This is a genomic window from Rhizobium sp. P2_G2, assembly GCF_056403555.1.
In genome coordinates this window covers 91134-112879 of sequence record NZ_JBFUFF010000015.1, presented here as the reverse complement: position 1 = coordinate 112879, position 21746 = coordinate 91134, and the positions used below count along the sequence as shown (strand labels likewise).

17 protein-coding genes are annotated in these 21746 nt (G+C 61.8%); 13 read left to right on the top strand and 4 right to left on the bottom strand.

The genetic code is table 11. The features are described 5' to 3' along the window. Nucleotides 1-51 precede the first annotated feature (51 nt). The 3 genes from AC1D06_RS14425 (at nt 52) to AC1D06_RS14415 (ending at nt 3191) form a co-directional block, all read left to right on the top strand. Nucleotides 52-2235, top strand: a complete 2184-nt coding sequence (locus AC1D06_RS14425) for a M10 family metallopeptidase C-terminal domain-containing protein (protein ID WP_477986724.1) — start codon at nt 52-54, stop codon at nt 2233-2235. 112 nt (nt 2236-2347) lie between these two features. Then, a complete protein-coding gene (locus AC1D06_RS14420; RefSeq protein WP_477986723.1) occupies nt 2348-2692 on the top strand; it encodes an ArsR/SmtB family transcription factor in 345 nt (114 codons plus the stop codon). Further along, nucleotides 2682-3191 (top strand): SRPBCC family protein, encoded by a 510-nt coding sequence (locus AC1D06_RS14415; protein ID WP_477986722.1) that lies wholly within the window; start codon nt 2682-2684, stop codon nt 3189-3191. Before AC1D06_RS14420 ends, AC1D06_RS14415 begins: the two co-directional genes overlap by 11 nt. Nucleotides 3192-3280: 89 nt before the next feature. On the opposite strand, the gene AC1D06_RS14410 is transcribed toward AC1D06_RS14415, so the two are convergent. Further along, complete coding sequence (locus tag AC1D06_RS14410; RefSeq protein ID WP_477986721.1) at nt 3281-6193, bottom strand: aminotransferase; 2913 nt, start codon at nt 6191-6193, stop codon at nt 3281-3283. 166 nt (nt 6194-6359) lie between these two features. Here AC1D06_RS14410 and AC1D06_RS14405 point away from each other — a divergent pair, with 166 nt between their 5' ends. Beyond that, the gene (locus AC1D06_RS14405) at nt 6360-7244 is read left to right on the top strand and encodes a DUF6030 family protein (protein WP_477881968.1); all 885 of its coding nucleotides are present in this window, start codon (nt 6360-6362) and stop codon (nt 7242-7244) included. A gap of 9 nt (nt 7245-7253) precedes the next feature. Here the strand turns inward: AC1D06_RS14405 and AC1D06_RS14400 are convergent, their stop codons facing one another. Beyond that, entirely contained in the window at nt 7254-7661 is a 408-nt protein-coding gene (locus AC1D06_RS14400) for a DUF2000 family protein (RefSeq protein ID WP_477986720.1), read from the bottom strand. Nucleotides 7662-7760: 99 nt separating this feature from the next. Here AC1D06_RS14400 and AC1D06_RS14395 point away from each other — a divergent pair, with 99 nt between their 5' ends. From AC1D06_RS14395 to AC1D06_RS14375, 5 genes are all read left to right on the top strand, one after another. Then, entirely contained in the window at nt 7761-8552 is a 792-nt protein-coding gene (locus AC1D06_RS14395) for an AraC family transcriptional regulator (RefSeq protein WP_477986719.1), read from the top strand. Between the two features lie 236 nt (nt 8553-8788). Next, a complete protein-coding gene (gene ileS, locus AC1D06_RS14390; RefSeq protein ID WP_477986718.1) occupies nt 8789-11704 on the top strand; it encodes an isoleucine--tRNA ligase in 2916 nt (971 codons plus the stop codon). A 209-nt stretch (nt 11705-11913) separates the two neighbouring features. Next, nucleotides 11914-12519, top strand: a complete 606-nt coding sequence (locus AC1D06_RS14385) for a hypothetical protein (RefSeq protein ID WP_477881961.1) — start codon at nt 11914-11916, stop codon at nt 12517-12519. Continuing rightward, nucleotides 12501-13031 (top strand): hypothetical protein, encoded by a 531-nt coding sequence (locus tag AC1D06_RS14380; protein WP_477986717.1) that lies wholly within the window; start codon nt 12501-12503, stop codon nt 13029-13031. Before AC1D06_RS14385 ends, AC1D06_RS14380 begins: the two co-directional genes overlap by 19 nt. 78 nt (nt 13032-13109) lie before the next feature. After that, nucleotides 13110-13904 carry a GGDEF domain-containing protein gene (locus AC1D06_RS14375; RefSeq protein WP_477986716.1) on the top strand — a complete coding sequence of 265 codons (795 nt, stop codon included), beginning with the start codon at nt 13110-13112 and terminating at the stop codon, nt 13902-13904. Between the two features lie 6 nt (nt 13905-13910). On the opposite strand, the gene AC1D06_RS14370 is transcribed toward AC1D06_RS14375, so the two are convergent. Next, complete coding sequence (locus AC1D06_RS14370) at nt 13911-14342, bottom strand: nucleoside deaminase (protein ID WP_477986715.1); 432 nt, start codon at nt 14340-14342, stop codon at nt 13911-13913. Nucleotides 14343-14441: 99 nt separating this feature from the next. On the opposite strand from AC1D06_RS14370, the gene AC1D06_RS14365 reads away from it, so the two are divergent. From AC1D06_RS14365 to AC1D06_RS14355, 3 genes are read left to right on the top strand one after another with little or no spacing between them, the layout of a single operon-like run. Next, nucleotides 14442-16127 carry a pseudouridine synthase gene (locus AC1D06_RS14365; RefSeq protein ID WP_477986714.1) on the top strand — a complete coding sequence of 562 codons (1686 nt, stop codon included), beginning with the start codon at nt 14442-14444 and terminating at the stop codon, nt 16125-16127. Then, nucleotides 16108-16671 carry a 16S rRNA (guanine(966)-N(2))-methyltransferase RsmD gene (rsmD, locus tag AC1D06_RS14360; RefSeq protein WP_477986735.1) on the top strand — a complete coding sequence of 188 codons (564 nt, stop codon included), beginning with the start codon at nt 16108-16110 and terminating at the stop codon, nt 16669-16671. The genes AC1D06_RS14365 and rsmD overlap by 20 nt, the downstream gene beginning before the upstream one ends. 10 nt (nt 16672-16681) lie before the next feature. Then, the gene (locus tag AC1D06_RS14355) at nt 16682-17548 is read left to right on the top strand and encodes a patatin-like phospholipase family protein (RefSeq protein WP_477881954.1); all 867 of its coding nucleotides are present in this window, start codon (nt 16682-16684) and stop codon (nt 17546-17548) included. On the opposite strand, the gene mscL is transcribed toward AC1D06_RS14355, so the two are convergent. Further along, complete coding sequence (mscL, locus tag AC1D06_RS14350; RefSeq protein WP_477986712.1) at nt 17549-17959, bottom strand: large conductance mechanosensitive channel protein MscL; 411 nt, start codon at nt 17957-17959, stop codon at nt 17549-17551. Between the two features lie 261 nt (nt 17960-18220). Between mscL and AC1D06_RS14345 the strand changes: the two genes are divergently transcribed. Next, on the top strand, nt 18221-21709 hold the full coding sequence (locus AC1D06_RS14345) for a PAS domain-containing hybrid sensor histidine kinase/response regulator (protein WP_477986711.1): 3489 nt from the start codon (nt 18221-18223) through the stop codon (nt 21707-21709). Nucleotides 21710-21746 lie beyond the last annotated feature (37 nt).

Genomic DNA, 21746 nt, shown 5'->3' with positions numbered 1-21746 from the left:
AGGGGACCGTCTCTACTTCTACGCAACGTCGTAGAACCGGGAACATCAGACATGACCGCACAAAACTGGACCCTTGATCAGGTTCTGGCCCAGTTGAATTCAGGTTCGCATTGGACAAGTTCAACCATCACCTATTCCTTCCCAACGGATAAGGCGCAGCTTTATACCGGCGGCGGTGAAGGTGATGGCTTTTCACCTTTCACCGATGTCCAGATTACCTATGCCGAATATGCGATCGCCAATTGGGACGACCTGATCGCGCCGAATTTCGTCCAGGTCGCCAGCAATTCCAATATCGAATTCGGCAATACGACGACCGGCATCGACTATGCGCATGCATATTATCCGAAGACCGGCAGCGCCTGGTTCAATCCCGGCTATAGCGACCTCGCCAATCCGACGATCGGAGACTATGGCTTTACCGCCATCATGCATGAGCTGGGCCATACGCTCGGCCTCAATCACATGGGCGATTATAACGGCAACGACAATTCCGGACCGTCAAGCTATCAGGACAGCACGGTGTACTCGATCATGTCCTATTATGGCCCCGACCACTATGCTGGGCAGGGACAGGTCATGTGGGCCGATTGGCAGGTCGGTGGCATCGTCTATTCGCCGGACACGCCGATGCTCAATGACGTCATGGCCATCCAAGCGATCTATGGCGCCGACACCACGACGCGAACCGGCGACACCATCTACGGCTTCAACAGCAATATCACCGGCGAAGAAGCCCAGATTTATGACTTCTCGATCAACAAAGACCCGATCCTGACGATCTATGATGCCGGTGGCAATGACACGCTCGATCTCAGCGGCTATGCGACGGATAGCACTATTTCGCTCGTCGCCGGCAGTTTCACCCATTGCAACGCCATGACCTACAATATCTCGATCGCCTATACCGCAACGATCGAAAATGCGGTCGGCGGCGCGGGCAACGACAGCATTACCGGCAATCAAGTCGCCAACCGGCTGACCGGCAATGACGGCACGGACACGCTGACGGGCGCGGGAGGCTCTGATGTCCTCGTGGGCGGCAAAGGCAATGACACGCTCGATGGCGGTGAAGCTGTCGACACTGCCGTCTTCTCAGGCGCCTTCGCCAACTACACGATCCACCACAATGATGACGGTTCCTACACCGTGACCGACAATGTCGGCACGGACGGCCAGGACACGTTGCACAATGTCGAGCGCCTGCAGTTCAGCGACGGACTCTACACGCTGGGTAACAGCGCGCCCACGCTCGACCATGCGATCGCCGACCGCAATGCGACGGCCAACCAAGCCTTCGGCTTCGACTTCTCGGCCAACACTTTCAGCGATCCGGACGGAGATGCCCTCACCTATTCCGCCAGCCTGGCCGATGGCTCGGATCTTCCGGATTGGTTGCAATTCAATCCCGCGACGCGCAGGTTTACCGGCACACCGGGCACAGACGATGTCGGCACGGTTTCGATCAAGGTCCTCGCGAGCGATGGCACCCATACGGTGTCTGATGTCTTCGACCTCAGTATCGCCAGCGGCGACACCACGAACCAGTCACCCATTGCAGTCGCCGACTCTGCCGAAACGTCCGAAAGCAAGAGCGTGCTGGTGGATGCACTTGCCAATGATTCTGATCCGGATGGCGATAGTCTCACCCTGATCCAAGTCTCTGTCGCCAATGGCGACGGCACTGCCACGATCGAGGACGGCAAGGTCCGTTTCGCCTATACCGGCGTGCATCTCGCTGCCGGAGAAAGCCGGGAGATCACGCTGGATTATCTGGTGAGCGACGGCACGGCGCAAAGCACCGGCCACATCCAGGTTACCGTCAACGGTGAAGCCAACACCGTGCAGGGCACCGCGGCTGCCGACAACCTGGTGGGCACCGCCGCCGCTGACCTGATCGACGGCGAGGCTGGTCGTGACTCGATCCGTGGCCGGGCTGGAGCCGATACGATCGACGGCGGCACGGGTCGCGATCACCTCTGGGGCCAGGCCGGCGCCGACGTTTTCAGCTTCGGAACGGGCAATGGGCGCGACGACATCATGGACTTTTCTCTGCGCCAGGGAGACCGTATCGATTTGTCGCAGGTCAGCGGCATCACCGGGTTCCAGGATCTCGTGCAGCATCATCTCTACGACTCCAACGGCAGCGCCTATATCGTCATTGATGGCAAGGACGACATCCTGATCCGCAATGTCGATCCCAACCACCTGACCGAGGCCAATTTTATTTTCTGAGGTCGTTTGATCTCAATCTCGGTTCTCGCACGGTCGCAGCCTTGCGCGGTTTTTTCTCGCGCGAGAAACTTAGCTATTGATCTAAGTGTTTTCTCACTCTATAGTTAGCCATATGGATAACTATGGTGCCAATCTCGATTCCGTCTTTCACGCGCTTGCCGACCCGACACGCCGGGCCGTCATTCAGCGGCTCGGCGCGGGTGCGGCGACGGTGAGCGAACTGGCGGAACCTTTCGACATGGCTTTGCCGTCGTTCATGAAACATATCGGGGTGCTCGAAACATCCGGATTGATCCTGTCCAAAAAGATCGGCCGCGTCCGGACCTGCACGCTCGAACAGAAGCGGCTGGCAGCGGCCGAACGCTGGTTCAACGAACAGCACGCGCTCTGGAAGAGCCGATATCAGAATCTCGACAACCTCCTCGAAACATTGACTGGAACAGATAATGAAAGCTGATCTGCAATTCGACTTTCTCCCGAACCCGGAAACGAGCGTCCTCACCGTAAAGCGTGAATTTGCCGGAAAACGGCAGCTCGTCTGGGATTGCCATACGAAGAGCGAATTGCTCGACCGGTGGTTCGCGCCGAAGCCGTTGACGACGAAAACCAAGCACATGGATTTCCGCGAGGGCGGATATTGGCTCTATGCGATGGTCGAGCCGGGTGGGCAGGAATATTGGGGACGGTTGGATTACCAGGCGATCCGCCCTATCGATAATTACCAGGCGCTCGACGGATTTTCCGACGAGACGGGTGCATTGAACCCCAATCTGCCGAGGGCGCGTTGGGATGTGACCTTCACGGATGCACCGGTCGGCACGCTGGTCACCACGATCGTTGCCTATAATTCGCCAGAGGACCTGCAGAAGGTGATCGACATGGGCATGAAGGAAGGCCTGACCTCCACCCTCGAACGCCTGGATGAATTGCTGCTGGTGCTTAACCCGCAGGCCTGATTGGTGCTCATCCCGCGACTTCGAGGCCGGCACTGTCCGGCCTCATCGACATCATCAATGTCAATGCAAGCCGGTTTGAATGCGGCTGCCTACCACCCCTCCTCCAGCACCTTCGCCAGCATGTCGGCGAAGAAATCGGCGCTTTCGCGTGTCAGACACATGGGCGGCTTGATCTTCAGTACGTTGAGGTGATCGCCGGTCGGCTGCATGATCACACCGAGGTCGAGCAGGCGGTTACAGATCGCCTCGGTTTCCTGCGTCGCCGGCTCCAGCGTGGTCCGATCGCGGACGAATTCAAGGCCGAGATAGAGGCCCATGCCGTGCACCGCGCCGACCAGCGAAAAACGCTGGCCGAGCGCTTCGAGGCGGCCTTTGAGATAGTCGCCGACTTTGCGGGCATTTTCCTGCAGGCCTTCTTCCATGATGGCGTCGAGCACGGTCAGGCCGACGACACAGCTCACCGGGCTACCGCCGGCAGAGGAGAAGAAATAGCCTTCTCGCTCCAGCGAGTCGGCGATGGCGCGGCTGGTGATGACAGCGCCGAGCGGGTGACCGTTGCCCATGCCCTTGGCGATGGTGATGATGTCGGGCACCACGCCCTGCTCGTCGAAACCCCAGAAATAATGGCCGAGCCGGCCATAACCGACCTGCACCTCGTCAGCGATGGCTACACCGCCGCGGTCGCGTACCAGGCGGTAAACTTCCTTGAGATAGCCTTTCGGCAACGGGATGCCGCCGGAATTGCCATAAACACTTTCCGCTATGAAGCCGGCTAACTTCTCGCCTTTCGCGTCAATCTTGTTCAGCGCCGCCTCGACGTCGGCGATATAAGCGGCGGCCGAATCCGGTCCGCGATGCGGGCCGCGATAGGTATTGGGCGACGTGACCGGATGAACCCAAGCCGGCCGCGTGGTCCGCGCCTGCGGGTTATCGGCGATCGAGGTCGAAACCGCGTCGCTTGCCACGGTCCAGCCGTGATAGGCCTCGAGCAGGCTGACGGTATTGCGGGCGCCCGAATGCGCCCAGGCGAGGCGAAGCGCCAAATCATTGGCTTCGGAGCCGGAATTGACCAGGAAGACGGTGTTCAGCCCTTGCGGCGCCAAGTCCGCAAGGCGCTTGGAGAATTCGGCGATGCCGGCATAGTGGAAGCGCGAATTGGTGTTGAGCAGACTCCATTGCCGGCCGACTGCCGCCGCGAGCTTTTCGTGACCATGGCCGAGGATCGCGACATTATTGACCATGTCGAGATAGGTACGGCCGTTCATGGCATACATTTGCTGGCGCCAGCCGCGCTCGATCTGCGGTGGATTCTTGTAATAGTTCTTCTGCGGCCGGGCGAAATACGCCTGGCGGGTTTCGAGCAGCGTGTCGCTGTCGAGCGGTAGCGCATCGAAATCGGCGCCGAAAAGCGCTGATGGCGAAGGGCAGATCGCCGACCAGGCGCGCGCATGGTGCGGAGCGGCGAAGCGCGGCGGCGTCAGGCTCTTGTTGCGGCAGAATTGCACCTTGAGCACGCCACCGACCGCCACCGTGCCGATATCGGCGCCGGCATCGAGCATGTGGCCATCGTCGCCGGCTATGTCGATGCCGTCGATTACAAGCGAAAGCTCCCTGCCATCGATCCTGAGCCGATTGCCCTCGCCCTGCGCCACGCCGGCGAAGGGCGCGAACAGCATCACGCCTTCGGGCAGGCGCGCCTCGATATGCAATGCATAGCTGGTCGGCGCCGTCGCCGAATGATGCAAGGTGCGTGACAGGCGATATTCGCCATAGCGGGTGATGGCGCAGCCGGTGCGCCGGGCCGCTTCCTGCAGGAGCGTGGCATCGATGTCCGGCTCCAGCCAGTTGCCGCTCTGGAAATGCGGACCGAGCGGATCGAGGCGCACGATCTCGAACAGCGTGGGGACGATCTCCGGGATCAGCCGCTGCATTGCCGGCAGCGGCTTGTTTTCCGCCATGCCGAGCGCATCGAGTATGGCGGCCTGCATGACGACCATCGGCAAGGAAGTCGCGACGTCGAAGATCATCCGCTCATGGGCGATGTTGCCCGCGGCATAGTCATTGTCCGGTTCCAGGGCGACCTGATATTCGCCCGAACCCACCAGCACGCCGGCGCGCTCGACGATCAGCGGCCACAGCGCCTTTGCCTCGGCAATGGTCAGCGGATGAACGGCATGGAAAGCGCGAACCGCCGGCAGGATATAGAAAGCGTCGCCATCGGAATGATGCAGCAAGGCGGCGCAGCAGACCGCGAGATCGGCCACCAGCCAGCCTTGCATCAGATCGCCGAAATCGATGACGCCGACGGGGATCGGATTGCCCTTGGCATCCGCCAGAGCCACGACATTGTCGTCGGTAATGTCCTGATGGATCGGCTGCAGCCGCAACTCGTCGCGCAGCGGCGCCACAATCCGCTCCGCTTCTTCCATTGCCGCCATGACCCGAGCGGCCACCATCCCATCCGGAACGGCGGCAAGGAGCTTGTCGGCAATTGGCAGCGCCTGCCGCAAATCCCACTGGATCTGGCGGTCGAGGCCCGGATGGCTGAAGCCATGCAATCCCCGCGCCATGCGGCCGCAGATATCGCCGAGCGCTGCCACCGTGACTTCGGGCAGGAATTTTCGCTTCGTCAGCGGCTCGCCATCGAGATAGTCGAGAAGCCTGACCTGGCAAGGCTGGCCGGCAATGTCGAGGCTGAGGATTTCAGTACCTGTCTTTGCTGCACGGACTTGCGGCACCAGCGGAGCACCCTTGGTGCCGGCGAGATGCTGCATTGCGGCGTTCTGCGCATCCAATTCCGTTCGGTCGTAGGCGGCGTGGCAGATCTTCAGCACATAGCAGCGTTCGCCTGTATCGATGCGGAAATTGCGGTCCTGGTTGCTGCCGAGCTCGAGGATCGTGCCGCTCAAGCCGTATTGGTCGCGAAGAATGGTCTCGGCATCGGCGATTGTCGCTTCCGGTCTCGGCAAATCTGCGCGGCCCACAGCGCTCGTTTCCAGCATGACACGATTTCCCCATGTTTCCCCGGTGAAATTCATAGTCCGTGGCGGTGTGGAGAGCAACCTCTCTGCTGCGGGTGCGAAGGCCGGCTTGCAAGCCGGGCGCACTGGCAATAAATTTACGAAATGCGCGGTAGTTTCGCGCTTGGGCAGCCCAGTCAGAAAGTTCATGGAAGCAAAGCCTCGGCGCAGACTTGGTATCCTGATCTTCTGCTTCGTCTTTCTGGCGGTTGCGGGCGCTATCGGCGCGACCGTATTGCTGGCCAACAATGGCCGCCACCTGCATACGCTGATGCGCTCCCTGGGCATCAAAATCGTGCAGCCGCAGCCGGATTCAATCCCGGAGCCGCCGCGCGTCGTCGACAAATTCCGCGGTCATCGGCTGAAGGACATTCCCGTTGAGCTCGACGCCTATCTCTTCCAGCATGTCGTGAACGGCCGTGAGAGTACGCTGCTGCGCAACATGCGGCGCAATGGCGAGACACTTTGCGGGCTCTTCGACCGGCTGGGTTTCAAAATGTCGAGTTGGCAACCGGGCAGCTTCGCCAAGACCCTCAACGAATGCTATAGTGAAGTCGACATGCCGAACAGTGCCGACCCGAACAGCCCGTCCTCCTTCTTCCTGATGATCAAGGGCGAGCAGGACGGGACACTGGTGTCGGCGCGGGTGAAATTCATCTTCAACGATGCAGCAAGCCGCACCAAACTGACCGAAATGACCGCGCGGGTGCTCGAGGAATTCGCCAAGGCGACGGCCTGGGGCGAGATCGAGGCGGAGAAGAACAAGCTGATCGCACTGAAGCCCTTCACCAGCGATTTCAATGGCGTCAACATCCGCTTCTCGCCGGAATTCGGTGGCGTCGGCCGTTACAATCTGATCTTCAGCCGCGCGGGCAAGCTCACGCCGGCCGAAAAGCGCACACAGAACTATTTCGACCGGTCGTCCTTCTTTCCGCTGACGCCGGAATTTGGCGGCCCGGCGATCAAGGACGAGCCGAAGCCGGTTCCGGCCGCCGCAGACACGGATGCGGATACCGAGCAGAAACCCAATTGAGCCTGGGCATCATCCGTGCATCCTGGCGCCCTTGCTGACCTTGTCGGCAATTTTCTTCGGCGCACGGAAGGCGATGCCGACGAGCCTGGCGTCCTCGGGCGCGAACTGGCCGAAGACCTCGCGATTGGCCGCGTCGTGGCCGGTGGCGAACATTTCTTCGACATAGGCCGAAGCGGTGATCTCCTGCTCCAGGCAGCGGCGCTGGGCATTGGCGAGCACCGATTGATCGCCGGTCAGAACCACGACCGGCTGGATGCTCATCGGATTGTAGAGATGGCCGGCGCGGTCGCGATAGGGCTCGCCGATCAATCGCGGGTTCTCAGCGATAATGCCGCTCATCAGGAAAGCGGTTACGTTCAGCTCTTGCCAGGCCTGCAGGTTGTCCCGCAAAATGACGACGATCTTGGTATCGAACACAAATGCACCTATTTCAAATCGATGAACGATCCCAGAACTAGACAAGAGGGCGAGACCGGTCTTGAACGTTTGTGCAAGGCGTCGGAACGCGAGCACATCGTGCATGACGCGTCGCTGCCCGGTTTCGAGCGGATGGAGGCGGAATTCGAAGGTGCTGCCTTCGCACCGCACCGGCACGACACCTATGCGTTGGGGATCACGCTCAAGGGTGTGCAGACGTTTCAGTACCGCGGCGAACGGCGCGTCAGCCTGCCGGGCAATGCCATCATCCTGCATCCCGACGAAGTGCATGACGGCGGCGCCGGCAATGAGGAAGGGCTGAAATACCGCATGCTCTATCTGGAACCCTCGCTGCTGGCACCGGCGCTGATGCAATCCGGCCAGCCCCTGCCCTTCATCGGCAATCCTGTCGTGGATCATCCGCCCCTGACCCGGTTGCTGCTGTCGGTGCTGTCGAGCATGGGCGACCGGCTCGACGCGATGGAGATGGATGGTTTTCTGGCGCTCGCGGCCCCGATCCTGTCGGAACTTTCGACCGGAATGACGAAGCCTGCGGGCACGCTGCCGATCCGGGAGATGCAGCGCGTGCGGGATTTCCTTGCCGCGCATTGGGACGAGAACATTTCCTCAGTGCGCCTCGAAAACATTGCCGGTCTGGATCGCTTCGCACTTGCCCGGCATTTCCGTTCGCTTTACGGCACCACGCCGCACAGGTTCCTGGTAATGCGGCGGCTGGCGGCGGCACGCGAGAAGATTTCGGCCGGGTCGACGCTTGCCGATGTTGCGGCCGATACCGGCTTCGCCGACCAGGCGCATTTCAGCCGCCATTTCAAGAAGGCGTTCGGCCTGACACCGGGGCGCTGGGCGGAACTGGCGCGGGCCAGGCAATAGCGCGGGCGCCGTTGCAATCTCCCCTTCCCTTTCCGGCGAAAACCGCATAAGAACCCGCTGCATGACACATTCGCGGCTTTGGATCATATCCCGAATTATCAGCCCGGCCTTTGCTGCCTGATCGGCTCAGAGCAAAGGTCCGGGCCTTCTGGCGTTTTTCGCCATACGAAGCCGAAAATCCCGATTTCCAAAAATCATTGCGTGTCGTCTGAACACGCTTCATCCACGGTATGACCATGAACGACGCTGCCGAGAAGAACGACTATTCCTCAACCCTCTACCTGCCGCAAACCGATTTCCCCATGCGTGCCGGCCTGCCGCAGAAGGAGCYGGAGCTGGTTCAGCGCTGGCAGAAAATGGACCTCTACAAGAAGCTGCGCGCCTCGGCCGCCGGCCGCGAGAAATTCGTGCTGCATGACGGCCCGCCCTACGCCAACGGCAATATCCATATCGGCCACGCGCTTAACAAGGTGCTGAAGGATGTCATCACCCGCTCCTTCCAGATGCGCGGCTATGATAGCAACTATGTGCCCGGCTGGGACTGTCACGGCCTGCCGATCGAATGGAAGATCGAGGAAGCCTACCGCGCCAAGGGCAAAAACAAGGACGAGGTGCCGGTCAACGAGTTCCGCCAGGAATGCCGCGAATTCGCGCAGAACTGGATCAATACCCAGTCCGCGGAATTCCGCCGGCTCGGTGTCGAAGGCGATTTCGAGCGTCCCTATACGACGATGAATTTCCACGCGGAAGCGCGGATCGCCGGCGAACTCCTGAAGATCGCCATGATGGGCCAGCTCTATCGCGGCTCCAAGCCGATCATGTGGTCGGTGGTGGAGCGTACGGCGCTCGCCGAAGCCGAGGTCGAATACCAGGAATATGAGAGCGACACGATCTGGGTGAAATTCCCGGTTATGGCCGGGCCGGACGGCTTTCTCGGCACGGCTATCGTCATCTGGACGACGACCCCCTGGACGATCCCCGGCAACCGGGCGGTCTCCTATTCGTCGCGTGTCGAATATGGCCTTTATGAAGTGACCGCCGCCGAGAATGAATTCGGGCCGCGGCCGGGTGAAAAGCTCATCTTCGCCAAGCGGCTGGCGGAAGATTGCGCAGCCAAGGCCAAGCTGACGTTGTCGCTGATCCGCGACGTCAGCGCGGCTGAGCTTGCGGCGATGACTTGTGCACATCCGTTCAGTGGCCTTGGCGGCGGCTATGAATTTGCCGTGCCGATGCTCGATGGCGACCATGTCACCGACGACGCCGGCACSGGTTTCGTGCACACTGCGCCAAGCCATGGCCGTGACGACTTCGAGATCTGGATGCATCATGCCCGTGAGCTGGACGCCCGTGGCATCCCGTCGAAAATCCCCTTCCCGGTCGGCGACGACGGTTTCTACACCGAGGATGCGCCCGGTTTCGGCCCCGATGCCGAAGGCGGGGCGGCACGCGTCATCGATGACAACGGCAAGAAGGGCGATGCCAACAAGCGGGTCATCGAGCAGCTGATCGCCCACAACGCCCTCTTCGCCCGCGGCCGCCTGAAGCATGAATATCCGCATTCCTGGCGCTCCAAAAAGCCGGTGATCTTTCGCAACACGCCGCAATGGTTTGTCTACATGGACAAGGATTTCGGCGACGGCACGACATTGCGTTCGCGCGCGCTCAAAGCCATCGACGACACCCGTTTCGTGCCTGCTGCCGGCCAGAACCGCCTGCGCGCCATGATCGAGCAGCGCCCGGACTGGGTGCTGTCGCGCCAGCGCGCCTGGGGCGTGCCGATCTGCGTCTTCGCCGACAAGGAAGGCAATGTGCTCAGGGATCCGGAGGTCAATGCCCGTATTCTTGAAGCTTTCGAGAAGGAAGGCGCCGACGCCTGGTTTGCCGAGGGCGCCAAGAGCCGCTTCCTCGGCAATGCGCATGACCACGAAAAGTGGATGATGGTGCGCGACATCCTCGATGTCTGGTTCGACTCGGGCTCGACGCATACGTTTACGCTCGAGGACCGTCCGGACCTGAAATGGCCGGCCGATGTCTATCTCGAAGGCTCCGACCAGCATCGCGGCTGGTTCCATTCGTCACTGCTCGAAAGCTGCGCCACGCGCGGCCGTGCGCCCTACAACGCCGTCATCACCCATGGCTTCACCATGGACGAGCATGGCCGCAAGATGTCGAAATCGCTCGGCAATACGGTCGTGCCGCAAGACGTGATGGCCCAGTCGGGCGCCGATATCCTTCGGCTATGGGTAATGAACACCGACTATTGGGAAGACCAGCGGCTCGGCAAGACGATCCTGCAGACCAATATCGACAACTACCGCAAGATCCGCAACACGATCCGCTGGATGCTCGGCACGCTCGCCCATGACGGCGGCGACGAGATCGCTTATAGTGAGTTGCCGGAACTCGAAAAGCTGATGCTGCATCGGCTGGCCGAACTCGACCAGGTGGTTCGCGAAGGCTATGACGAGTTCGACTTCAAGAAGATCGCCCGTGCATTGACCGATTTCGCCAATGTCGAACTGTCGGCCTTCTATTTCGATATCCGCAAGGATTCGCTCTATTGCGACGCGCCGTCGAGCCTGCGCCGCCGTTCGGCGCTTTACGTGGTGCGCAAGCTATTCGATTGCCTGGTGCTGTGGTTCGCACCGATGATGCCGTTCACCATGGAAGAGGCCTGGCTGTCGCGCGATCCCAAGGCGGAATCGGTGCATCTCGAACAGTTCCCGACAATTCCGGCGAACTGGAAGAACGAAGCTGTTGCCGAGAAGTGGCGGAAGATCAAGGCGATCCGTCGTGCGGTCACCGGCGCGCTCGAAATCGAACGTGCCGCCAAGCGCATCGGCTCGTCGCTCGAAGCAGCCCCCGTCGTCCACATCACCGACGCCACTTTGTTCGAGGCGCTGGAGGATGTGGATTTCGCCGAAATCTGCATCACCTCCGACATCACGGTGATGCTGGGCGAGGGTCCATCCGAGGCCTTCCGCGCCGACGACGTCGCCCATGTGGCCGTGGTGCCGGTGCTCGCAGAGGGCAAAAAGTGCGCCCGCTCCTGGCGGATCACCAGCGATGTCGGCTCCGATCCGGACCATCCCGACGTGTCGGCCCGTGATGCCGCGGCACTGCGGGAACTGGCGAAACTCGCAGCCGCGTGAGCAGAATCTGGGAATAACCGCTGTCCAGAGCCATAAATCGGGCCTGAAAACGGCCCGATTGTTACGCCTCATAGGATTTATGATCCGCGGCGAATTGCGTTTTTTCCCCATCTCGGGTAAAAGGCTGCCTGAAAATGGCCGGATTTCTGCGGCAACCGCAGGATTGGGACATTAACTATTTCACGATTTGCCGGAAGGGCTTTGGCGGAATGAGCGAAAAGTATCGCGTGGCAGGCACAGTGATCGTGCTTTCGGCTCTGGCTCTGAGCGCGTCAAGCTGCATGGGCCCGAGATACGGTACGGACAAGACCGCCACGGCGCAGCTGGTGGACGACATTGGCGATGCCGCATCGCTCTCGCCGACGAAGAAGCCGGTGGCGCTCGCCTACCAGCCGCGCGGCGCGCTGGTGAAGCCGTCGGACGACACGCTGGTCGTGCCGGAAAAGAACATGGCGAGCAAGGACAATCCGCAATGGGTGGAGAGTCCCGAGGAAACCCGGACACGACTGAAAGCGGAAGCCGACGAGAATGCCAGCAACGGCAATTATCGCTCGCCGCTCTCGACCTCGGTGACTGAGGGCAAGGTGCTGTCACCCGAACAGCAGCGGACCGCCTTTCGCGAAGCGCGTAAGATTCAGCAGGGCCGTTATTCGGACCGCCGCCTGTTCATGAGCGACCCGCCGCTTGACTACCGCCAGGTCGAGCCGGACAAGCTGACCGACCTGGGCAGACCGGAGGCCGAGAAGGAAAAGGAGCGGCAGAAGCAGGCCGCAATTGCAGGCACCGGCGTCCATTGGTGGGAAGTCTGGAAGTGATGTTGCGCGGCCGCCGCAAGCTCGCGGCCGCATCCATCGCTTTCCTGTTGCCTGTCTATATCGGCGCGGCTCGCGCCGAGCCGCTTTCTCCGCGAAAATATATCATTCAGATGTCGAGCAGTCAGGTCGACAGCGGCTATGCGTATTATCTCGTGCCGCCGCTCGCCAAGGTCTTCGACGATGCCGGCTTCACCGCAATGCGCGGGCCGGGTGCCGACGTCGCGGTCAATATCCTCACCAATTCAGATGTCGGCCAGTGGATGAGCACCGCCAAGGGGCGGGAATGGCTCTATACCGTGAAGATTACTGTCGGCATCAGCCCCGAAAACTATGACATTCCCTATGAGGGCACGCCGCAATTCGGTGCGGAAATTTCGCTGATCACGCCGAACGGCGACCGCGAAGACGAGCTTGCCTGTCTGATCACTCTTGCCGCCAGGACCGCGATCGCCCAGTACCAGCCGAAAGGCCTCTACAAGAGGTCCGGGCAGGAATGCCTGCGCAAGCAATGACGACGCAGGCCACCGATATATTTGATGATTTTCTACTTTGGTGATGACCTGTTAACGGACTGTGCCTAGCGTGCGGCCATGTTCGGAATTAGCAAGAAAACGGCGATCAAGGCGAGCGTTGCCGCATTCGTGTCGATGGCGATTTCGCTTTCGGCGGCGCTGATTCTCGTGCCCATTCTTGGCGGTCATCCGGATGGTCCCGGCTTCTGGATGAGCGTCGTCTGTCCGCTGGCGATCGCCTGGCCGGCCAGTGCCTACCAATTCCATCAGAATGAAAACATGCGTGCCGCGCGCGATGCCATCGCCGTCATGCATGCGGAACTCGAGCGCCTGCACCTGGAACTGACCGCCGCGCATGAAGAACTCAGGCAAAAATCGCGCATCGATGCGCTCACCGGCGGGCTCAACCGCGAAACTTTCCTGGCGGAGTTGGAAAAACGCAGCGCGTCAGCCCAATCCTCGGCGCTGCTGATCGCCGACGCCGATCATTTCAAACGCATCAACGACACGTTCGGCCATCAATGCGGCGATGCCGCGTTGCGCGGTATCGGCAGCGCCATCGCCGCGACACTGCGTCCGAGGGATTTTTGGGGCCGCATCGGCGGCGAGGAATTCGCCATATTCCTGAGCGGCACCGACGCCGAAACGGCGCTGGCGATCGCCGATATGATCCGGCTCGCCACACTCGCCGTCGACCTCCAGGCGGATGGTGAAAAAGTACCGCTGAGCATCAGCATCGGCGGTGCCTTTGCCGCCTCCGGCTTCGAAAGCCGCACGCTGATCGCCAGCGCCGACCGCCGCCTCTATCGCGCCAAGCGCGCCGGACGCAACCGCATCGCCTTCGAAGACGATACCGAGGAAGAGGCGGCCTGACCGGGTTCAGTCGCGCCGGGTGCGGAAGAAATCCTTGAGGATTTCGCCTGCCTCGATCTCGGAAAAGCCGGAATAGACCTCAGGGGCATGATGGCAGGTCGGCGAAGCATAGAATTGGACGCCGCTTTCGACGGCGCCGCCCTTGGGATCGGAAGCGCCGTAATAGAGCCGGCGAATGCGGGCAAAGGAAATCGCCGCCGCGCACATGGTGCAAGGTTCGAGCGTCACGTAGAGATCGCAGTCCACAAGCCTTTCGCTGCCCAGCATCTTGGAGGCTTCGCGGATCACCTCGATCTCGGCATGCGCCGTGGTGTCGTTGGCTTGCCGGGTGCGATTTCCAGCGCGAGCGAGCACGGTTCCGTCACACACCACAACTGCGCCGACCGGCACTTCGCCGCGCTCGGCCGCGGCCCGCGCCTCGGCTATTGCGATCTTCATGAACTGATTTGGGACCTGATTTGGCGGTGCCAAGCCGTATTTCCTCTTAACCCGGTGTCAATCACCTGATAGGAGACGAATAAATAAGAGGCAATAGAAATGAAAGACACCAGGAAACAGGGCGATCGCGAACGTAAGTCCGCAAGGACGGACGGCAAGCCCGCGAGGTCTGGCAAGCCGATCAAGAAGAGGATGCTTGCCGGCAAGCCACGCGAGAAGGACCCTGCCCACCAGACGGTCGTTGGCGAAGGCGAGCGCATCTCCAAGATCATGGCGCGGGCCGGCGTCGCGTCACGGCGCGACTGCGAGCGGATGGTTCTCGCCGGACGCGTTTCGCTCAACGGCACGGTGCTGACCACGCCGGCCATCAACTGCACGGTCGCAGACAAGATCGAGGTCGACGGCAAGCCGATCAGCGCCATCGAGCGCACGCGGCTATGGATCTATTATAAGCCCGCCGGCCTGGTGACCACCAACCATGATCCCGAGGGCCGCCCCACCGTGTTCGACAACCTGCCCGCGGACCTGCCGCGGGTGATCTCCGTCGGGCGCCTTGATATCAATACCGAAGGCCTGCTGCTGCTGACCAATGACGGCGGCCTTGCCCGCATGCTGGAACTGCCGACCACCGGCTGGCTCCGGCGTTACCGTGTGCGTGCACATGGCGCCATCGATCAGGAAAAGCTCGACAGTCTCAAGGAAGGCATTGCCGTCGACGGCATCTTCTATGGCTCGATCGAGGCGACGCTGGACCGTGAAAAGGGCCACAATGTCTGGATCACCATGGGGCTGCGCGAAGGCAAGAACCGTGAAATCAAAAACGTGCTCGGCGCGCTCGGGCTGGATGTCAACCGGCTGATCCGTATCTCCTATGGGCCGTTCCAGCTCGGCGAACTCGAAGACGGTCAGGTCGTCGAGGTCAAGAGCCGGACGCTGCGCGAACAGCTCGGGCCGCGGCTGATCGAAGAGGCGAACGCCAATTTCGAGGCGCCGATCAACAACCAGCAGAAGCCCAAGGACGAAGAAGAGCCGGAGGCCGGGGAACGGCCTAAGCGCGAAAACCGTGACGACCGGCCGAAACGCGAAGGGCGCGAAGAGCGTCCCCGGCGGGAAAGCCGCGAAGAGCGGCGCGAACGCGATCTGGCCCGCATCGACACCAAGCGGCCGGTGCAGAAGGCGCGGCAGGACGGCGACCGCCGCCATGCGCATGACGATGACGACCGCAAGCCGAAGCGGCCACCACTCGGCACGAGCCGCACCGCCAATGTCTGGATGGCACCCGGCGCTCGCCCTGTCGCGCAGAAGAAGGCCAAAGAGGAGACCGCCGCTGCCGAGCCCAAACGCCGTATCCTGCGGCTGAAGAAGGATGCGACATCGGAAGCCGCACCCGCCGGCGAGTCGAAACCGAAACGCGCCCAGCGCGCGTCCGGCCCGAAACAGGCCGAGCGCAGCGGACGGCCTGAACGCAAGGAGCGCAGCGCCAAGTGGGAAGGGACTAAGCCCGAGGGAAACAGGCCCGCGAAACCGAAGTCGGCGGCGGCAACACGTTCTGCCGAAGGCGAAGGCGGCCGTTTCCGCGGCAAGCCATCATCCGAAGGCAAGCCCAATCGAGGCAAGGCATCAGCCGAGGGCAGGCCGGAGCGCGGCAGGCCGCCACGCCCTGGCAAGCCGGAAGGCGCCAAGCCGCCGAGAACAAAGCCGGCAAGGCCGCGGCCGGAAAACACCGGTTCCGACCGAGGCTCCAGCGGTGACCGAAAGGATGGCGGTGCGAATCGTCGGCGGTGAATTCAGGGGCCGGTCGCTTGCCACGCCGAAGAGCCAAGACATCCGCCCGACGACCGACCGCACGCGCGAGAGCCTGTTCAACATAGTGAGCCATGCCTATCCGGACGTGCTCGACGGTAGTCGCGTGCTCGATTGCTTCGCCGGTACGGGCGCGGTGGGCCTGGAAGCCCTGTCTCGCGGCGCCGCGGCGGCCGTGTTCGTCGAGACCTCGGTGGAGGGCCGCAACCTGCTGCAGGCCAATATAGAGGCGCTCGGTCTGCGAGGCCGCGCCCGCATATTGCGCCGTGATGCCACCCAGCTCGGTGCAATCGGCACGATGAGCCCGTTCCAACTCGTCTTCGCCGATCCGCCCTATGGGCATGGACTGGGCGAGAAAATGTTCGCCTCCGCCCAGGCCGGCGGCTGGCTCGCCGATGGCGCCTTGGCGATCCTCGAAGAGCGTGCCAATGTCGAGCCCGAGGTTGGCAGCGCCTTCAGGCCCATCGATACACGCGAATTCGGCGACACACGGATGCATTTCTATCGCTATTCGGCAAAGAGCTGAGAGGTTTCCGATGGACCAAAGCCATGCCCCCTCTTCCCCGACGATCGCGATCGCCTTTGGCGGTGGCGGCGCGCGGGGCATCGCGCATATCCATGTCATCGAGGCGCTGGACGAACTCGGCATCACGCCGGTGATGATCGCCGGCTCGTCGATCGGCGCGATCATGGGCGCCGGCATGGCGGCGGGCATGGCCGGTGCCGAAATCCGCGAATTCGTGCTGGCTACCGTCGGCAATCGCCGCGAAGTGATGAACCGGCTCTGGTCACTCAGGCCATCGAGCATCCAGGAAGTGATGTCGAACGGCTTCCGCGTCGGCCACTATAACCTCGAACGCATCCTCAAGGCCTTCCTGCCGGAGGCCGTGCCCGAAACCTTCGACGGCTTGAAGATTCCGCTCAGCGTCACCGCCACAGACTATTATGGCCAGCGCGAGGTCAGCATTCATAGCGGCGACCTGTTCAAGGCGCTTGCTGCGTCGGCGGCGATTCCTGCCGTGTTCATGCCGGTGAAGCTCGAAGGCCGGGTGATGATCGATGGCGGCATCTTCAACCCGGTGCCCTTCGACCATCTTGTCGGCAAGGCCGACATCGTCGTCGGCGTCGATGTGGTCGGCGGCCCGGAGGGCGACGAACAGCAGATCCCCAACCGCATCGACAGCCTGTTCGGCGCCAGCCAGCTGATGATGCAGTCCATCAACGCGGAAAAGCTCCACCGCCATTCGCCCGACATCTTCCTGAAGCCGGCGATCGGCAAGTTCAAGGTGCTCGATTTCCTGCGCGCGGCCGAGGTGCTGGAAAGCTCGGCTGCGATCAAGGACGAATTCAAGCGGGCGCTCGAGGCGCAGATCGAGCTGCGCACCCGGACGCCGATACGCTGATCAGGGCCGGTTGCGCAGCGCGTCGCGGATTTCTGTGAGCAGAACGACTTCGTCGGAGGGGCCTTTGGGGGCTTCTTCCTTCTTTGGCATCAGACGGTTGACCGCCTTGACGAGCAGGAAGATGACCCAGGCGACAATCAGGAAGTTGACGACCTGATTGATGAAACTGCCATAGGCGAACACTGCGCCCTGCTTGCGCGCTTCAACAAGCGAGTCGGCCGTCACCTTGGCGGACAGTGGGATGAAATGGTTGGAGAAATCGATCCCGCCCGTCAGCCTCCCGAGAATTGGATTGATCAAATCGGTGGTCAGCGAGTTGACGATTGCCGTGAAAGCGGCGCCGATGACAACGGCGACTGCGAGATCGAGAACATTGCCACGCGCGATGAATGCCTTGAATTCCTGAATCATGGTCCACTCTCCTGCCTTGTTTCGTCCGCATCCGTCCCGGACAAATGCAACCCTACCAAAGCTTTCGCCGTATGCCAGCCGGTATTTCACCGTTTCCGGGTATAAAGCTTCCCTGCGCGCTATCTGCCTCGAAGCCTCTGCCCACGACTGCCTTCCCGAGACGTGGTCCCTTGACCGCGCTATTCGCCTAAAGCATCGCTTTGCGCACAGCCGAATTCCGCCTATTGTGATCCATGTCGCAACTGCGGCCAGGGAGGCTTCATGCTGCCAAGCTGGGTCATTTTCGGCTCGGCGATCGCCTATCTCGTGCTCCTGTTCGCTGTTGCCTCGATCGGCGACCGGCGGGCAGGTGGCGGTGCGGGCCGCGGCCGGCCCGTGGTCTATGCCCTGTCGCTCGCCATCTACTGCACCTCCTGGACCTATTTCGGCGGCGTCGGCCTGGCTGCAACACGCGGGCTTGAGTTCCTGGCGATCTATACCGGCCCCATCCTGGTTTTCACGCTGGGCCTGCCGGTCCTGAAACGCATCAGCAGCATCGCCAAGGCCGAGAAGCTGACCTCCGTCGCCGATTTCATTGCCGCCCGCTATGGCAAGAATCCGGTCGTGGCGATGATCGTGGCAATCATCGCGCTTGCCGGCGCAGTGCCCTATATCGCGTTGCAGCTCAAGGCCATTTCCAGTTCGGTGGCAGCACTGGTCGACACGACGCATTATGCCATCGGCATCGACAATCACCAGTTCGTCGACCTGCCACTCATCGTGTCGATGACACTTGCCTTCTTCGCCGTGGTCTTCGGTACAAGACATGCTGATGCAACGGAACACCAGAACGGGCTGATTCTTGCCATTGCGACGGAATCGGTGGTCAAGCTGCTGGCTATCCTGACCGTCGGCATAACCGTCCTTTACGTATTGCATAACGGGCCGAGCCATCTCCTCGAGCGCGTCTGGAGCCATGGTGCCGCCGCCAATGCGCTTGCCTACCACACGTCGACCATGCGTTGGATCGTCGTGACCATGCTGTCGGCCGCTGCCATCATCATGCTACCGCGCCAGTTCCACGTCACCATGGTGGAGAACCGCAGCCCAGGCGAGCTCCGGATGGCGGGCCTGTTCTTCCCGCTCTATCTGGTCGCAATCAACCTGTTCGTGCTGCCGATCGCGCTTGCCGGCGTGCTTCTCTTCAACGGCGCATCCGGGGCTGATCTCTTCGTGCTAACGGTGCCGCTGCATGCCGGACTGCCGGTCGTGACGCTCATTGCCTTTATCGGCGGCTTTTCGGCGGCCACCGCCATGGTCATCGTCGAATCCCTGGCGCTGGCGATCATGGTTTCCAACGATATCGTCATGCCGATCCTCTTGCGCCGCAATCTGGTCGGCGCCATCGGCCCGGCAAGCGAGGATCTCGGCCGCCTGGTGCTGGCCGTCCGGCGTGGTTCGATCTTCGCCGTGCTGCTCCTCGGCTATGGCTACTATCGCTCGACCAGTTCCGAAAGCGGGCTCGCCTCGATCGGGCTGATCGCCTTTGCGGCGATCTCACAGATGGCGCCGGCGCTGCTCGGCGGGCTCGTCTGGCGCCGAGCCAATGCGCGCGGCGCCATCGCCGGTCTGGTGTCCGGCTTTACCGTCTGGATCTGGATGCTGTTCATCCCGAGCCTGGGCGGCACCGATACGTCCAAGGATGCCGGCGCGATCCTGGATGCCATCCTGCCGACCACCGATTTCTTCTCCGGTCCGAACAGCGATCCCTTCGTCAATTCAGCGCTGCTCAGCCTGATGGTCAATGTCGCCTTCTTCATCGCTGGCTCGTTGACGCGCAACGCCAATCTGATCGAGCGCCAGCAATCGGCTGTGTTCGTCCCCGTGAGCGGCACGTCGCGGCCGCTGATGCGCAGCTGGCGTACCAATCTCACCGTCGGCGAACTCAAGGCCACCATCGGCCGCTATCTCGGCGAGGAGCGGATGCAGCGCTCCTTTGCAAGCTACGCATATTCCGGCGGCAAGAATCTCGACGACCATCGCTTTGCCGACACCGACCTTCTGAAATTTGCCGAGCAATTGCTGGGCTCGGCGATCGGCTCGTCATCGGCGCGGCTGGTTCTGTCGCTCAGCGTGCGGCGTCTCGACGAATATCCCGCCGAGACGGCGCTGTTGCTCGACCAGGCGAGCGAGGCGCTGCAATATAACCAGGGTGTGCTGCAGACGGCGCTATCGCAGATGGACCAGGGCATTGCCGTGTTCGACGGCGAGAACCGGCTGGCGATCTGGAACCGGCGTTTCCGGACATTGCTCGACCTGCCGGAAGCCGCCGGCCAGGTGGGCTATCCGCTGTCGGCCATCATCAGCCTGCTCGCCGAGCGCAGCGACATTACCGCCGATGGCGAGACCGAGACGATGGAGAAGATCCTGACGCCGGACACGCCCTTCCTGCTGATGCTGGACGGCGGAGCGCGGATCCTCGAACTGCGCTCCAACCCGATGCCGGACCGCGGCATCGTCACCACTTGCACCGATATCACCGAACGGGTGCAAGCAAGCAAGGCGCTGGAGGAAGCCAACGAGACGCTGGAACAGCGAGTCGTGGCGCGCACGCGCGAACTCACCCATGTCAACACCGCGCTTGCCGAGGCACGTGCGACGGCCGATGAGGCCAATCTCGGCAAGACGCGTTTCTTTGCCGCGGCGGGCCACGATATCCTGCAACCGCTCAATGCCGCACGGCTCTATTCCTCGGCGCTGGTCGAGCGGCTCGGCCATTCGGCCAACAGCGACCTCGTGCTCAATATCGATTCGGCACTGGAATCGGTCGAGACGATCCTCGGCGCGGTGCTCGACATTTCCCGGCTCGACACCGGCGCGATGAAGCCCAGTATCACGACCTTTGCGCTCGACGAATTCCTCAGGCGGATCGAAACGGACTATCAGCCGCTTGCCGCAGCGCGCGGGTTGAAACTCACCGTGCTGCCGAGCCGTCTGAAGGTCAAATCCGATCCGATGCTGCTTCGCCGGCTGGTGCAGAATCTCGTTTCCAATGCGATCAAATATACCGTCACCGGCAGGATCGTCGTCGGTGTGCGGCCACGCGGCGGCGAGGCCTGGATCGAGGTCCATGATACCGGCATCGGCATTCCCGCCTCGAAGTTCAAGACCGTGTTCAAGGAGTTTTCGCGGCTCGACGAGGGCGCGAAGACGGCGGCAGGCCTGGGGCTCGGGCTCTCGATCGTCGACCGCATTGCCCGTGTGCTCTCCCACAAGGTCGAGCTGCAGTCGACGCCTGGCAAGGGCACGCTGTTGCGGGTGCGGCTCACGCGCGACCTCTCCGGCACCGTGCCGGTGGCGTTGGAAACACGGGCGGCCGCAAGCGGCATCGACCGCCGGCTGGATGGGCTCCATGTGCTCTGCATCGACAATGACGAGACGATCCTGGACGGCATGAAGACGCTGCTCGAGGGCTGGAGGTGCCGGATCACTCTGGCAAAGGACTTGGGCGACATCGCCGAAATCGCCCGACCGGATATCGTCATCGCCGACTATCATCTCGACACCGGCACCGGCATTGACGCCGTCGGTGGGTTGCGCGGTCGCTTCGGCCCTATTCCGGCCGTGTTGATCACTGCGGACCGCACGGCCGAGGTCCGTGCCAGCGCCGAACGCGAAGGCATGGTGCTGCTCAACAAACCGGTCAAGCCGGCAGCACTCCGGGCCGCGCTCAACCGATTGTCAACAGCTGGAAAGGCGGCGGCCGAATAGCGGGCTTTTCAAGCGGCAGAGAATCCGCGAAAATAGC